We start from the raw sequence: 14,294 nt of genomic DNA, 5'->3' as shown, positions 1-14,294 counted from the left end.
ATATATCATGGCTCACAAGAAAGGTGTAGGTAGTTCAAAAAACGGTAGAGAATCAGAATCGAAACGCTTGGGCGTTAAGATTTTTGGTGGTCAGGCAGCAGTAGCTGGTAACATCATTGTAAGACAACGTGGTACCAAGCACAACCCTGGCGAAAATGTATACGCAGGAAAAGACCATACCTTGCACGCCAAGGTAGATGGTGTTGTTAAGTTTGAGAAAAAAGCAGGTGGAAAATCTTTTGTATCCATCGAGCCTTTCCAAGCCTAATCAACAACTACATAATGGATAAAAAAGCCCCGCATTTGCGGGGCTTTTTTTATTTGTGAAATTTTAATGGTTTTATAACCTAACGGTGATGTTAGGGTTAGCCTGAAAAACGAACTTCAATGTTTGCTTGTCCAAGCACGCATTATGAAAAAGGTTTTTGGGTCTATACTGTTTTTTTTGACGGTTGGTTTGTTGCCAATTTCACTTTATGGCCAGCAAACTGATGGTTCTTTGGATATGGGACTGGCTGGAGAAGCCTATCATATACTTCAGAAGCAGTTGGAAACCGCCAAGCAGCACCCTGAATCACCGCTACAGATTGCCGTTGGACATCTAGAACTTGGAGCATATTATCATTCCCTTGGTCTGTATACAGAAGCATTGGCACAATACAATTTTGCCCTCGAACAACTGGTTCATCATCCCGATGATATGTTGTATGCGGAACTCAACAACAACATTGGCAAAGTTTACCTTTCCCTAAGCAATTTTGAACTTGCTGAACAGTATTTTGAGGAGACCAAAGCGGCCTGTGAGCAACTAGGTGACAAAAAAGGTTTGGCCACATCCTTGGGACTTTTGGGGGCAAGCCATGAAAAGCAATCGGAATACGAGGAAGCCTTGGAAGACCAAAGAAGGAGCTTGGCGCTTTTCAAAGAGCTTCGTGATGATTTGGGCACGGCACTGACCAACGAAAATATCGGAAGCATTTATGAAGACCTTGAACAATTTGACCTTGCCTATGATTATTTCAACAGGGCTTATGGCCATCTCAAATGGACTGGAACCGAAGCCGAGGCGAATGTATTGAACAATCTTGGCGATGTTTTTCGGAAAAGAGGGGAGTATCCGTCCGCCTTGGAAAAAACCACCTTGGCACTGGAACTTGCCATCCAAATCAACGACCTTCATCAAATGGAAAGTGCGCACAAGGACCTCTCCAAAACCTATGCGCTCATGGGTAATTTTGAACAGGCACATGCCCATCTACTGCTGGCCGAGCAATACAACAGCGATATGCTCACGTCCCAGAACAGCGATCAGTTGAACGTGCTCCAGACTATTTACGAAACCAACAAAAAGGAAGCAGAGATTGAGCTGCTCAAAGAGCAGAACAAGGTGAGCGAGGCCCATCAGAATTTACTTTGGGTAGCCCTCTTTTCAATTGCAGTCATCTTCGTTATTCTGTACTACTACATGGGAAGAAAACGAAAGGCCAAGCTCAAGATTCAGGAATACAAACAACGCATGCTAAAGGCGGAACTGGACAAAAAGGCCATCGAAGAAAAAAACCTCCAACACGAGGTACAGCTTAAGGCAGCCTCCCTGTCTAGATACAGCCTGCACCTTTCCCAGAAAAACAAAATCTTACTGGATATGTCCAATACCTTAAGAAACATAGCTTCACGCAAGCACATGGACACCTCGAGAAAAATCAAGGAGTTGGTCAAGGAAATCGACTTCAATCTAAAACAGGAACAGGAGTGGGATGAGTTTATGAGCTTTTTCAAGGAAATCCATCCTGAATTCGTCAAGAAATTATCTTCCCTGTCCCAAAACTCCCTTTCGCCCGCCGAACTCCGCTTGGGCATGCTGTTGCGGTTGAATCTTTCCTCCAAGGAAATTGCATCCATTTTACGGGTAACCCCAGATAGTGTCCGTGTGGCCCGTCATCGACTTCGAAAAAAGCTGCCCATTGATCAAAAGGAAGAATTGGTAAACTTTATGATCGATCTTTAGCACCATTTCCTCCCTGTTTTATGGAAAAGGTTATGCCAATGTAAAATAACTGTAATTGTTGCCCTCTTGTTTCTGTGCATTTTCCCTTTTGTTTCCTTTTTGTTTCCCTTTATTTCAAACCATAACGAATTGATATACATAGTTTTGAGAAAACCAAAACGCAAATTGAAATGAAACTAATGCATATCAAAAATTACCTGTTTGTAACGCTGTTCTTAGTCTTTGGCTTTGCCACAGCACAAGCCCAAACAGGAAATATTCAGGGTACCATTTCCGATGAAAACGGAATTTACGTCTCTGGTGCCAACATCTTTATCGAAACGCTGAACAAAGGAACCATTTCCGATTTTGATGGAAGGTTTACTTTGGTGGGTGTACCAGAAGGAACCTATACACTTCAGATTACCTACATAGGATATGGAAATGTAGATCAAGAAGTATCGGTTGCCTCTGGAGAAACAGCCAGTGTGGTCGTAGAATTGATGCCTACCAATTATCAATTGGACGAAGTGGAAGTCGCTGCACAAGGTTTGAGCGGCCAAGCCAAGGCGCTGAACACGCAACGAACCAATTTGAACATTACCAACGTGGTTTCCACCGACCAGATAGGAAAATTTCCCGATGCCAATATCGGTGATGCGGTAAAGCGTATTCCGGGTATCACCATGCAAGTGGACCAAGGGGAGGCGCGTAATGTGATTGTGAGGGGTCTTTCGCCACAACTCAATTCCGTGACCTTGAACGGCAGTCGTATTCCATCTGCCGAAGCCGATAACCGTAACATTCAAATGGATTTGATTCCATCGGATATGATCCAGACCATAGAGGTGAACAAGGCCGTAACCCCCGACATGGATGGCGATGCCTTGGGAGGTTCCGTGAATTTGGTTACCCGAACTGCCCCGCAAGGCTTTCGACTTTCGGCAACTTTGGGTTCAGGGATCAACTTTATCACAGATAAAAGAAACTTAAATGCTTCGTTCCTAGTAGGGGATCGTACCAAGGACGGAAAATTTGGATGGATGTTGGGTGCGGTGATTCAGGATAACGATTTTGGTTCCGATAATATTGAAGCGGAATGGACGGACGAATTCGCATTTACCAATGCAGAAGGAGAGGAAGAAGAATTGGAAGTAAATCCATACACCAATGTGGCCGAGCAACGGACCTATTTAGTGCAACGCGTACGTCGTAGTTTTTCTGCCAATTTTGATTATCAATTCGATGCCAATAACTCCATCTACCTTAAAACCATGTACAACTGGAGGGATGATAGGGAGAACCGTTATGTCTTGGCCCAAGAGATTTTGGACGCAGAGGATATTGGCTCTGATGATTTTACCATCACCAATGGCATCCCGACCCGTTTTCCGGCAGAGATAGCCCGAGAAACCAAAGGAGGAATAGACAATAACCGAAACCAAAACGCCCGTTTGGAAGACCAGCGTATGCAAAACTATACCCTTGGGGGAAACCACCTTTGGGGCAACGTAAAAGTAGATTGGTTCACATCGTACGCCAAGGCATCCGAAGAGCGATTGGACGAGCGCTATGCGCAGTTTGCTACCGAATACACCGTAATCAATGACAATAGCGACCCAGAGTTCCCCATCATGACCGCTGCAAACCCAGGAGACGCCAACAATCTATCGGCTTTTGAGTTTGATGAGATTACCAACGAAACACAATATACGGACAAGATGACCTCAATATTTTTGTCAATGTTGAAATTCCTGCGGACCTTTTTGGAAAAGGAGATGGGACCGTAAAATTTGGGGCAAGGGGACGCTTTAAGAACAAGAATAGGAACAATGATTTTTTTGAGTATGATTTGGAAGACACCTTCCCTACGCTGGATGCAGTTCCAAATAGGGATTTCACCGACCCGGATTATTTGGCCGGAGGTCAATATGCAGCAGGATTCTACGCAGACCCTGCATGGCTCGGCGGTCTCAATCTGAACGCGGACAACGGAGAATCCATCATCGAGGAATTTCTTCCCGGAAACTTCGATATTTCAGAAAACGTGTATGCAGGATACATCATGGCCAATCAAAAACTTTCGGATAAGTTGAGCGTATTGGCCGGGGTTCGTTTGGAACATACCCAATTGGAATCCGATGGTTTTAGCGTAACATTTACGGAAGATGACATCGTCTCCCAAGAAGTTAGTGCCGATAACTCATACACCAACATTTTGCCCAGTGTACATTTTAAATACGATTTTAGTACCAACACTATTTTACGTTTTGCGTGGACCAATACCTTGGCCAGACCCAACTATGAAGACTTGATTCCAAGAGCGGAAATTATCAATGCAGATGACGAGATTATATTGGGTAATGCAGCCTTGGACCCAACCACTTCCATGAACTTTGATCTGATGGCAGAGCATTATTTTGAAAGTATTGGGGTAATCTCGGGAGGTTTATTTTATAAAAATATCGACGATTTTATTTATACCTTCATTTCTGAAGCTCCGGACAACTCCTTTGGCCCAGATACAGAAGGTTTTGATGTATTCCAGCCATTGAACGGGGACAATGCCACTATTTTTGGGGTGGAATTCGCGTTCCAGCGGCAACTTGACTTTCTGCCGGGTTTCGCTAGAAACTTCAACATTTACTTGAACTATACATATCTTACTTCCAGTGCCGATGGCATACGAAACGAGGATGGGGATGAGCGAACCGACGGACTTGCCCAATACCGCACCTAATATGTTCAATGCTTCCTTGGGTTACGCTGGTAAGAGATTCAGTGCCCGTTTGTCTGCGAACTTTTCAGACTCCTACGTGGATGAAAGTGGCGGAAACGCCTTTGAAGACAGGTATTATGATCAGCAGTTCTTTTTGGATTTCAATTCCAGTTTTGCCATCAACAATAAACTCAGGATCTATGCCGATTTGAACAATATCACCAACCAACCCCTGCGCTTTTTCCAAGGCGTGAGCGAACGCACGCAGCAAGCGGAGTACTACGGACTTCGATTGACCTTTGGTTTGAAGTACGATTTGTTCAAAAAATAAAATCAGGTAGTATATTTTATATACGGTGCCACAACAAGAACCTGCCTTTGGGTGGGTTCTTGGGACTGGTATCTTTATCTAAACCATAACTATGAGAAAAACATACATTCCACTATTTGCCATTTTAGCCATGGTTTCCTGTCAACAAGGAAGTAAACTGCCTGCCATAGCACCCGATGTGATTACCGAAAAAACCCCGAACGACACCGATGACCCCGCCATTTGGGTGAACCCCGATGATGCCTCCAAAAGCATTGTCTTTGGAACCGATAAAGAGACGAACGGAGGAATATATGCCTTTGATTTGGATGGAAAGATTATTCAGGAAAAATCCATCAAAAACATAGAACGCCCCAATAATGTGGATTTGGCCTACGGTTTCCAGTTGAACGATTCTGTTGCGGTAGATGTAATTGCCTTTACCGAAAGGGAAAAGCAACAAATAAGATTGTTTTCTATTCCGGATATGAAGCCATTGGATGGGGGAGGCTTTCCCGTTTTTGAAGATGAAGCCAATATCGAGCAGCGTTTGGCCATGGGCATCAGCCTCTACACATCACCAAAGGACTCTTCCCTCTATGCCATTGTCGGTAGAAAAATAGGTCCAAGCGGTTCCTATCTCTATCAATATAAGTTAGAGGCCGATAGCATTGGGGTTACCGCTAATTTGGTCCGTAAGTTCGGAAGCTTTACGGGCGGCAAGGAAATCGAGGCCATTGCCGTGGACAACGAAATGGGCTACGTGTATTATTCCGACGAAGGCGAGTGCATCAAAAAGTATTATGCGGAGCCGAGTATGGGCAATGAGGAGTTGGCTTGCTTTGGCGGCGAGCTGTTCTTGGAGGATATTGAGGGCATTGCCATCGCCCGGTATCCAAACCGGGAGGGATATATCATCGTTTCCGACCAGCAACGGGGGCAGTTCAATATCTTTTCCAGAAAGGACAATAGTTTCATCAAAGCCGTCAATCTATCCACATTGGAAACCGATGGTTGCGATGTAGTCACTGTACCCTTGAACAATACCTTTGTCAATGGTCTTTTCGTTGCCATGAACGACCAAAAGAACTTCTATTTTTACGATTTGAACAAAGCGCTCGACCTGAAATAGTTCTTGTATGCATTTTGGTTGAAAAATTCGTCAGTTCGAGTTTGTTTTTGGAGCTCAGTGGAGAAAACGAGTATCGAGAGCGGGATTTTCCCTAGAAAACCGTATTCTGGATATAAAATTTTCAAAATTTCACTCGAATTGACGGTTTTCAAGTTAAAAGAACAAAATGCACTACGGGTCTAAAATGTAAGTTTTCGTTTGCGGGCGGTAATCTGCCAAGTATCTACTTTTTTACCGCTCTCGATTACGGAAACTTCATCATGGAGATTGATAGTGGGGCAAATATGATAGGGAATGCCATAGAGGACATCGCCCACTTTGTAGTTGTCCCACTCCTTTACTTTAATGACCCCATGTTCCTCACTTTGTGAAAGCAGTTCGTAGCCATCAAGGTTCACGAATTTGACTCGCTTATCTATCGGATTTTCGGCAGCGACCGATTTATGTCCAAGATCAACGGTAATGATTCCATCGGTGGGTTTGGAAATGATCCTTGTTACCAAAAGGGCCGCATGTTTGAAGTCTTGTTCCGTTAATTTTTCGCCATACCCCCAATCCCAAAGGACACAAGTACCGGGACTGGTGATTCTTTTTTCTTGAAGAAGATGTGACGTAAACGATGGCGTTCCCCCACAGATGAGCTGGGCTTTCGGATAATCCAGCCGGAGCGCATCAAAATAGGTTTCCACATCCTGTACTCCCTTTTCTATCTGTTGGTTGCGCAACTCAAAGTCGGGGTCCCGTAAATGCCCATCGTAGGCATGAAGTCCACTCAAAACTAAGGATTCACAGATTTTTAAATAGGCAATCAATTCATCCAATCGAGGGCCAACTTCAATCCCCGAACGGTTCATGCCGTTATTGATGTCGATATAAACTTGGACTTTTAGGCCCTTTTCCTCAGCTTTTTGATTCAGTAACTCCGCACTGTCCACATTGTCCACCAGCGTAGAAAACTCGGTAGCAGGGTATTGCGGTATCATATTCAGCAGGCGGTCTACTTTGGGCCCAACCAATTGATGGGCAATCAGCACGGTGGCGGCACCGGCTTCGGCGGCAATCTCCGCTTCCGAAATGATAGAGGCCTTAAACTTTTGAATCCCCGATTCCAACATCAGCTGCATCACCTTGGGCATTTTGTTGGTCTTGATATGGGGCATCAACCTGTCGGTCTGACCATCTACCAAAGAGACCATCTTTCCAATATTATATGCTAAGTGCTCCTTGTACAAAACTATGGAAGGGGAATCCACCGTTTCAATATTTTCAATATGGTACCACGTATTGTCCATCACTTTGCCTTTTTGAATCCATAAAGGTAACAATCCCGTCACGATGTTTGACATCACCTCCCTTGCTTTCAGGAAAACACTTTATTGAAAGTATAAAACCTTACATCAAAATCTTTTGTACCTTAAGTTCCATTAACTATAAAATTTATATCATGAAAAAAGCAATTATTTCTTCATTACTGGCCTGTTCCATACTATTCACTAGCTGTTTGGGGTCTTTTAGGGCATTCAATAATCTTAAGGACTGGAACCAAGGGTTGACCAATAGCAAATTCCTGGACAACTTGATTTTTTGGGGATTGAACATTGTTCCCGTGTATGGACTGTTCTTTCTTGGGGATACCTTAATATTCAATGTGATAGAGTTCTGGTCCGGCTCCAACCCAATAGCCATGAAGGATGGGGAATCTGAAATCCAAATGGTGGAGCACGATGGCAATACCTTTGAGATGATTGCCACCAAAAACAGGATTCAGGTCACCGTTGTAGAAGGGCCTAAAAAAGGAAAGAAAATTGATTTGGTCTACAAGCCTGATGAGAAATCTTGGAATGCGATTCGTCCGAACGGAGAAATCATCAAACTATCCTCTTTTGAAGAAGGTTTCTACATAGTGCACATGCCAAACGGGAAGAAGGTAAAAATTGACCCAATGAGCACTAGGGAAGAAGGATTGGCGCTGTTAAACGAAAGCAAGACCTGCTATTATGGCGAGACCTTATTGGCCGATTAATAAAATAGCATAGCAATAAAAAACCCATGGTGTTGGCCATGGGTTTTTTGTTTTATACCAACTTCAGATTAATATCGATAATATTCTGGCTTGAATGGACCTTCAACCTGTACACCGATGTAATCTGCTTGTTCTTTATTAAGCTCTGTCAATTCAGCGCCCAAGCGTGCAAGATGCAGTTTGGCCACTTTTTCATCCAAATGTTTGGGCAGCATATAAACTTCATTGGCATACTTGTCGCTGTGCTTCCAAAGTTCAATTTGTGCCAAGGTCTGGTTTGTAAAACTGTTGCTCATCACAAAACTTGGGTGGCCCGTGGCGCATCCTAAGTTTACCAATCTTCCTTCGGCCAGCACGATGACATCCTTTCCATCGATGGTATATTTATCCACCTGTGGTTTGATTTCATCTTTGGTATCTCCGTAGGCACCGTTCAACCATGCCATATCGATTTCATTGTCAAAATGACCAATGTTGCAAACAATGGCCTTGTCTTTCATGGCCCTAAAATGCTCTTCGCGGATGATGTCCTTGTTTCCGGTACTTGTGATGACGATGTCAGCAGTGGGAACTAAACTCTCCAGTTTTTTCACTTCAAAACCATCCATGCAGGCCTGTAGCGCACAGATGGGGTCAATTTCGGTCACGGTAACAATGGCTCCTGCACCACGGAAAGATGCTGCGGTACCTTTGCCCACATCACCATAGCCAGCAACTACCACACGTTTTCCTGCCAACATGGTATCAGTAGCCCTTCGGATAGCATCCACGGCACTTTCGCGACATCCATACTTATTGTCGAATTTGGATTTGGTCACGGAATCGTTCACGTTAATGGCGGGCATGGGAAGTGTTCCCTTTTTCATTCGCTCGTACAAACGGTGGACTCCAGTCGTTGTCTCTTCCGAAAGACCTTTGATACCGGCGGCCAATTCAGGATATTGGTCCAGCACCATATTGGTAAGGTCGCCACCATCGTCCAAGATCATGTTCAAAGGCTTTCTGTCCTCGCCAAAGAACAGGGTCTGTTCAATGCACCAGTCAAATTCCTCCTCGTTCATCCCTTTCCAAGCATACACTGGAATACCTGCAGCAGCAATGGCGGCGGCAGCGTGGTCTTGGGTAGAAAAAATATTACAGGAGCTCCAAGTTACCTCGGCACCAAGGGCCACCAAGGTCTCGATAAGAACTGCCGTTTGGATGGTCATGTGCAAACAACCGGCAATTCTAGCGCCTTTTAGCGGTTGTTCGCTACCGTACTCTTCGCGCAGGGCCATTAGCCCTGGCATTTCGGCCTCGGCAAGCTCAATTTCTTTCCTTCCCCAATCCGCAAGAGAGATGTCCTTTACCTTATAAGGTACGTATGGAATTGTCTTTGTGCTCATACTTTATCTAATTTTACTTTTGTAGCTTCGCTTATATTTTGGCACAAAGATACGAATTCGCATAACTTTTGCTCATGCCCATTTATAAAACAATAACAGTTTCGCCCACCACCAAGGTCTACATTTGGAAAGTGACCGAGCCAGAAGCTGAACTGGCTAAAGATGTGGAGCTTACGGCGCATTGTCAAAATCGGATGGACGGTATGAAATCTGAGGCACATCGCAGGGCATTTTTGAGCATTCGCCACCTTTTGGCCGAGGCGGGTTATGTGGACAGCGATTTATATTATGACGATTTTGGAAAACCACATTTAAAGGATGGAAAGTACATATCCATCACCCATTCCCACCATTTTACGGGAATCATTGTAAGCGAAACGGATGAGGTAGGCATCGATATTGAGATGCAGCGGGACAAAATTCTAAAGATTGCCCATAAGTTCACTCCGATCCAAGAATATAAGACCTTGGCCAATTCGGAAGCCTTGATGCGAAAACTGACCATTGTTTGGGGTGCCAAGGAATCGCTTTACAAAATCTATGCACAACAGGGCCTTAGTTTTTTAAGGCACATCAATGTGATTGATTTCTCCTTCGAGGACACCCGAACGGTGGCGGAAATTATGTACAAGGGCAAAAAATCGCACTACGAAATCGAATTTCTGGAGTTCGAGGGATTCACCTGCGTTTATGCACTTAAAATGATGGGAGGATAATTCCTTTTTGTAGTTTTGTCGCGAAACCTATTGGCCATGAACATATCTGTTGAACTTACCCTTTCCCCATTGCAGGACGATTTTGAAACCCCCATCATTCAGTTTATCAAAAAACTGCGCGCTTCGGGACTTACGGTTTTGGAAAACCCGCTGAGCACTCAGGTATTTGGCGATTATGACAAGGTGATGGAATTATTGAATTCCGAGATTAAGGAAAGCTTCGAGAACTTGGACCATGTAGTACTCACCATGAAAGTGGTAAAATCCGACCGTAGCGACTATGAACCCCATTTTTGATTTTTTCCTTGGCCCATACCAAGGTAGGGAGCTATCCCTGATCATTTTGGAGGCTACGGCCTTCTTCTTCGGTATTGCCAGTGTGGTGTATGCCAAACGGGAAGATATTTTAGTGTACCCTACGGGACTCGTGGCCACGGTGATCACGACCTATATTTTTTTGGTGGACAGTTTATATGGCGATATGATGATGAATTTTTACTATTCCATCATGAGTATTTACGGTTGGTGGAACTGGGCCAGAAGAAAGGATGATAGAAACCCAGTGGTGCAAATTACCCGAACGAACACCAAGGAGAAATGGATAGGGTTCGGATTTTTTCTACTCACCATGTTGGTGACCTATGGGGTTTACAAGGCCTTTAGTGCCGAAATTGGCCCTACCAACTATGTGGATATCTTCACATCGGGTATTTTCTTTACCGCTATGTGGTACATGGCCAACAAAAAACTGGAAAACTGGACCCTTTGGATTTTGGGTGACTTAATAACCGTACCTTTGTATGCATACCGGGGATGGGGAATGTTCTCTTTGCAATACCTCATCTTTACCGTTTTAGCTGTACAGGGATATCTAGCATGGAAGAAAAACTTGGGCAACAGCCTTCAAACCTCATCAAAGTAGTCCTTTTTGGACCTGAATCCACAGGAAAGACCACACTCTCCAAACAACTGGCCGAACATTACCATACGGAATGGGTGCCGGAATACGCACGGGAATACCTTCAAGATAAATGGGATCGGGAACAAAAGACCTGCGAGCCCCAAGATTTGCTGCCCATTGCCTATGGGCAAATGCAGCTGGAAAACGAACTGGCCCAAAAGGCCAACAAAGTACTGATCTGCGATACCGACCTCTTGGAGACCAAAGTATATTCCGAGGCTTATTACGATAGCACCTGCGACCCACTTATCGAGAAATACGCCCTGCAGAACAGCTACAACCTCTATTTTTTGACCTACATCGATACACCTTGGGTGGCGGACGACCTGCGGGACAAGCCCGATGAAAGAGAACGAATGTTTCTACATTTCAAGGAAGCATTGGAGAAAAATAACAGGAAATTCATTAATTTAAGGGGGGATAAAGCATCAAGGCTTTCCACAGCAGTTAAACACATAGATAAACTTCTCCAAAAACATGATCGAATTAAGTCCTAAAGACTTGGAACAACTCGATTCCAAAGGAATTTCCAAAGAAAAAGTAGCGAACCAAATAGAAACATTTAAAGAAGGCATTCCCTTTGTGAACTTATCGCAGGCCGCGGTGGTGGGCAACGGCATATTGCGCTTCTCCGAAAAAGAGCGGCTGGACCTCATTCAATATTTTGAGGATAACAGGGGCGCTTTGGAGTTGTTGAAGTTTGTGCCAGCCTCGGGAGCCGCATCCCGAATGTTCAAGGCCATGTTCAATTTTTTGGATAGCTACGACCCTTCCAAGGAAAAACTTTCCGAATACATAAAACGTACTGGCGATACCGATGCCCAAAAGTTCACCGATAACCTTTCGGACTTTCCATTTTATGAGGTGATCATGTCACGAATTAAAGGAAAAGCATCCAACAAGGATGAGGAAGCCTATCTTTTTGTGAAGGAAATGTTGTTGGAAAGCGGACTCGACTACGGTTTTTATCCCAAAGGACTCTTGCCCTTCCATAAATACGATACAGGTTCCGCCACCCCATTTGAAGAACATTTAAAGGAAGCGGCGCAGTACGCAAAGACCAAGGGTGTTGCCAACCTGCACTTTACCGTTTCCGAGCAGCACGATGAAATGTTCGCCAGGGAAGAGGCCAGAGTGAGCCCAAAGATTTCCAAGAAAACGGATACCCGTTTTCAAATTTCCTATTCCAATCAAAAGCCTTCCACAGACACCATTGCGGTAGATATGGACAACCAGCCCTTTAAAAACAACGATGGTTCCATTCTGTTCCGGCCGGGTGGCCATGGAGCACTTATCGAAAACCTTAACGATCAGGATGCGGATATCATCTTCATCAAAAATATTGACAACGTGGTCATCGATAAGAACTTGGAAGCAGTGGCCAATAGCAAAAAAATGTTGGCAGGGGTCCTCAAAAAAGTTCAGGATAAGGCGTTTGCCTACGCTAAGTCAATGGAAGAGGGAGATATTTCCGTTGAAAAGGCGGACGAGATTAAGGCCTTCTTGGAGAAAGACCTCAATGTACGCATGCCAAGCAACTATGATGACCTTGGCGTGGAGGAGCAAAAGGCCGAAATCAAGAACAAACTCAATCGTCCCATCCGAATCTGTGGCATGGTAAAAAATGAAGGCGAACCCGGTGGAGGACCTTTTTGGATCAAGGATGCCGATGGCAATGTATCCCTTCAGATCATTGAATCAGCGCAAATAGATATGGAAGATGATGCGCAAGTGGCCATTCTTAAAAACTCGACCCACTTTAACCCTGTCGATTTGGTCTGTGGGGTTAGGAACCACAAAGGCGAAAAATTCGACCTGTTGAAATATGTGGATCCCAAACAAGGTTTCATCACTGGAAAAACCAAGGAAGGAAAAGAATTGAAAGCACTTGAGCTACCGGGACTATGGAACGGAGCCATGGCTTTCTGGAACACCATATTTGTGGAGGTGCCCTTGGTGACCTTTAACCCTGTTAAAACCGTAAATGATCTTTTAAAGCCTTCGCACCAAGCCTAAAGGTTTTCAACAAGATAATTGATCCGCTTTTTGAACAAAAAGCGGATTTTTTTTTTGACCAAAAGTGACCCACCGGTAAAAGTTGTGTCCTATAAAGTACAGTCGGGATTCTTTTCGATGACATGATTAAATACGATAATCCTTAGGGGTTGTCTCAACTAGGTTGGTTGATTTGGTAAGAAGGCCGTGCAATACGTACGGCTTTCTTTTGACAGGAGGATCAAAGAATACAAAGGCTATGTTTTTTAAAATAATACTGTTTTTAAATCTATTATCCTTGGGCTTGGCCCTCTATATTTTGATAAAACATTTAAAAGACAGAAAAAAGGACGAAAACATAAAGAAGCAGGATGATGCTATATAAACACTATCCATGTATTATCCATCTCTGCCAATCTGTACCGTGGTCTTTTTTCCTTGTGACCATTTATTGGCAAGTATGAAAGGCTGCTTCGGCAGCCTTTCTTGTATAAAAATTACACACTTTCCACAACTGCTTACACACTTTTACACACACCCATAAAACGTCAAAAAATCATAAAAACCTCATAATCATATAGATATGTCGTGCTGGACTGATTTTCTTGAAATGGCACCATGTTTTCAAGTAACTAAGCAAGTTTAACAATTAAAATTAGTTACCATGAAAAATTTAGCTTTAGCCACAGTACTATCATTTGTAGGAATCACAGCATTTGCCCAAGTAGAAACCCCAGAAATGGAAAACAACAGTGCAATGGAAATTGTTCAAGGCGATTTTGAGGAAATCAGCGTCTCCGACCTTCCATCTGCTGTAACCGGTGCTGTTGAGTCCAACTACCCAACCGCCAAAATCGACAAGGCATACAAAAACGATAAGGACCAATACAAATTGGAACTTACCTTGGAAGACGGTACTTCCGGAACGGTGTATGCCGATGCTGAAGGGAACTGGATTGACATGTAATCCCATAACACCCCACAATAGTTAGTTTGGTTTGAAGGAGGGCTGCATTTGCAGCCCTTTTTTTGTGATAACTTTATAAAACCATCGGCATCTTTCAGA

Annotated in this window: 15 protein-coding genes; 13 read left to right on the top strand and 2 right to left on the bottom strand. The window is 43.9% G+C overall.

All coding sequences use genetic code 11. The features are described from left to right. Positions 1-7: 7 nt before the first annotated feature. From rpmA to ABNE31_RS01460, 6 genes are all read left to right on the top strand, one after another. Positions 8-268 (top strand): 50S ribosomal protein L27, encoded by a 261-nt coding sequence (gene rpmA / locus ABNE31_RS01485; RefSeq protein ID WP_127142388.1) that lies wholly within the window; start codon positions 8-10, stop codon positions 266-268. Between the two features lie 144 nt (positions 269-412). Continuing rightward, the gene (locus ABNE31_RS01480) at positions 413-2,008 is read left to right on the top strand and encodes a tetratricopeptide repeat protein (protein WP_349352097.1); all 1,596 of its coding nucleotides are present in this window, start codon (positions 413-415) and stop codon (positions 2,006-2,008) included. 170 nt (positions 2,009-2,178) lie between these two features. Next, a complete protein-coding gene (locus tag ABNE31_RS01475) occupies positions 2,179-3,777 on the top strand; it encodes a carboxypeptidase-like regulatory domain-containing protein (protein ID WP_349352096.1) in 1,599 nt (532 codons plus the stop codon). Continuing rightward, a complete protein-coding gene (locus tag ABNE31_RS01470) occupies positions 3,696-4,727 on the top strand; it encodes a TonB-dependent receptor (RefSeq protein ID WP_349353017.1) in 1,032 nt (343 codons plus the stop codon). Before ABNE31_RS01475 ends, ABNE31_RS01470 begins: the two co-directional genes overlap by 82 nt. Continuing rightward, complete coding sequence (locus tag ABNE31_RS01465) at positions 4,690-5,037, top strand: hypothetical protein (RefSeq protein ID WP_349352095.1); 348 nt, start codon at positions 4,690-4,692, stop codon at positions 5,035-5,037. The genes ABNE31_RS01470 and ABNE31_RS01465 overlap by 38 nt, the downstream gene beginning before the upstream one ends. A 91-nt stretch (positions 5,038-5,128) precedes the next feature. Then, a complete protein-coding gene (locus ABNE31_RS01460; protein WP_349352094.1) occupies positions 5,129-6,148 on the top strand; it encodes a phytase in 1,020 nt (339 codons plus the stop codon). Positions 6,149-6,327: 179 nt separating this feature from the next. Here ABNE31_RS01460 and ABNE31_RS01455 read toward each other — a convergent pair whose 3' ends face one another. Further along, positions 6,328-7,494, bottom strand: a complete 1,167-nt coding sequence (locus ABNE31_RS01455) for a D-TA family PLP-dependent enzyme (RefSeq protein WP_349352093.1) — start codon at positions 7,492-7,494, stop codon at positions 6,328-6,330. A 98-nt stretch (positions 7,495-7,592) separates the two neighbouring features. Between ABNE31_RS01455 and ABNE31_RS01450 the strand changes: the two genes are divergently transcribed. Further along, positions 7,593-8,171 carry a DUF3332 domain-containing protein gene (locus ABNE31_RS01450; protein WP_349352092.1) on the top strand — a complete coding sequence of 193 codons (579 nt, stop codon included), beginning with the start codon at positions 7,593-7,595 and terminating at the stop codon, positions 8,169-8,171. Positions 8,172-8,239: 68 nt separating this feature from the next. On the opposite strand, the gene ahcY is transcribed toward ABNE31_RS01450, so the two are convergent. After that, complete coding sequence (ahcY, locus tag ABNE31_RS01445; protein WP_349352091.1) at positions 8,240-9,556, bottom strand: adenosylhomocysteinase; 1,317 nt, start codon at positions 9,554-9,556, stop codon at positions 8,240-8,242. 74 nt (positions 9,557-9,630) lie between these two features. Here ahcY and ABNE31_RS01440 point away from each other — a divergent pair, with 74 nt between their 5' ends. The 6 genes from ABNE31_RS01440 (at position 9,631) to ABNE31_RS01415 (ending at position 14,195) form a co-directional block, all read left to right on the top strand. After that, positions 9,631-10,272, top strand: a complete 642-nt coding sequence (locus ABNE31_RS01440) for a 4'-phosphopantetheinyl transferase family protein (protein WP_293280672.1) — start codon at positions 9,631-9,633, stop codon at positions 10,270-10,272. Between the two features lie 36 nt (positions 10,273-10,308). After that, positions 10,309-10,569 carry a YkoF family thiamine/hydroxymethylpyrimidine-binding protein gene (locus ABNE31_RS01435; protein ID WP_179382999.1) on the top strand — a complete coding sequence of 87 codons (261 nt, stop codon included), beginning with the start codon at positions 10,309-10,311 and terminating at the stop codon, positions 10,567-10,569. Further along, positions 10,553-11,194, top strand: coding sequence for a nicotinamide riboside transporter PnuC (pnuC, locus tag ABNE31_RS01430; RefSeq protein ID WP_349352090.1), 642 nt, complete (start codon positions 10,553-10,555; stop codon positions 11,192-11,194). Before ABNE31_RS01435 ends, pnuC begins: the two co-directional genes overlap by 17 nt. Then, entirely contained in the window at positions 11,149-11,730 is a 582-nt protein-coding gene (locus ABNE31_RS01425) for an ATP-binding protein (RefSeq protein WP_349352089.1), read from the top strand. The genes pnuC and ABNE31_RS01425 overlap by 46 nt, the downstream gene beginning before the upstream one ends. Next, entirely contained in the window at positions 11,711-13,249 is a 1,539-nt protein-coding gene (locus ABNE31_RS01420; RefSeq protein ID WP_349352088.1) for a DUF4301 family protein, read from the top strand. The genes ABNE31_RS01425 and ABNE31_RS01420 overlap by 20 nt, the downstream gene beginning before the upstream one ends. 643 nt (positions 13,250-13,892) lie before the next feature. Next, on the top strand, positions 13,893-14,195 hold the full coding sequence (locus ABNE31_RS01415) for a hypothetical protein (protein ID WP_349352087.1): 303 nt from the start codon (positions 13,893-13,895) through the stop codon (positions 14,193-14,195). Positions 14,196-14,294: the final 99 nt, after the last annotated feature.

The organism is Flagellimonas sp. MMG031 (assembly GCF_040112705.1).
Lineage (GTDB): Bacteria > Bacteroidota > Bacteroidia > Flavobacteriales > Flavobacteriaceae > Flagellimonas.
Note: the sequence above shows the minus strand (reverse complement) of the source record. Positions and strands in the feature narration are given on the sequence as shown.

Coding starts and splice junctions, on each gene's coding strand:
- pnuC (WP_349352090.1), top strand. CDS start 10,553: ATGAACCCCATTTTTGATTTTTTCCTTGGCCCATACCAAGGTAGGGAG.
- ABNE31_RS01480 (WP_349352097.1), top strand. CDS start 413: ATGAAAAAGGTTTTTGGGTCTATACTGTTTTTTTTGACGGTTGGTTTG.
- ABNE31_RS01475 (WP_349352096.1), top strand. CDS start 2,179: ATGAAACTAATGCATATCAAAAATTACCTGTTTGTAACGCTGTTCTTA.
- rpmA (WP_127142388.1), top strand. CDS start 8: ATGGCTCACAAGAAAGGTGTAGGTAGTTCAAAAAACGGTAGAGAATCA.
- ABNE31_RS01425 (WP_349352089.1), top strand. CDS start 11,149: ATGGAAGAAAAACTTGGGCAACAGCCTTCAAACCTCATCAAAGTAGTC.
- ABNE31_RS01435 (WP_179382999.1), top strand. CDS start 10,309: ATGAACATATCTGTTGAACTTACCCTTTCCCCATTGCAGGACGATTTT.
- ABNE31_RS01415 (WP_349352087.1), top strand. CDS start 13,893: ATGAAAAATTTAGCTTTAGCCACAGTACTATCATTTGTAGGAATCACA.
- ABNE31_RS01440 (WP_293280672.1), top strand. CDS start 9,631: ATGCCCATTTATAAAACAATAACAGTTTCGCCCACCACCAAGGTCTAC.
- ABNE31_RS01455 (WP_349352093.1), bottom strand. CDS start 7,494: ATGTCAAACATCGTGACGGGATTGTTACCTTTATGGATTCAAAAAGGC.
- ABNE31_RS01460 (WP_349352094.1), top strand. CDS start 5,129: ATGAGAAAAACATACATTCCACTATTTGCCATTTTAGCCATGGTTTCC.
- ABNE31_RS01450 (WP_349352092.1), top strand. CDS start 7,593: ATGAAAAAAGCAATTATTTCTTCATTACTGGCCTGTTCCATACTATTC.
- ABNE31_RS01465 (WP_349352095.1), top strand. CDS start 4,690: ATGAGCGAACCGACGGACTTGCCCAATACCGCACCTAATATGTTCAAT.
- ahcY (WP_349352091.1), bottom strand. CDS start 9,556: ATGAGCACAAAGACAATTCCATACGTACCTTATAAGGTAAAGGACATC.
- ABNE31_RS01420 (WP_349352088.1), top strand. CDS start 11,711: ATGATCGAATTAAGTCCTAAAGACTTGGAACAACTCGATTCCAAAGGA.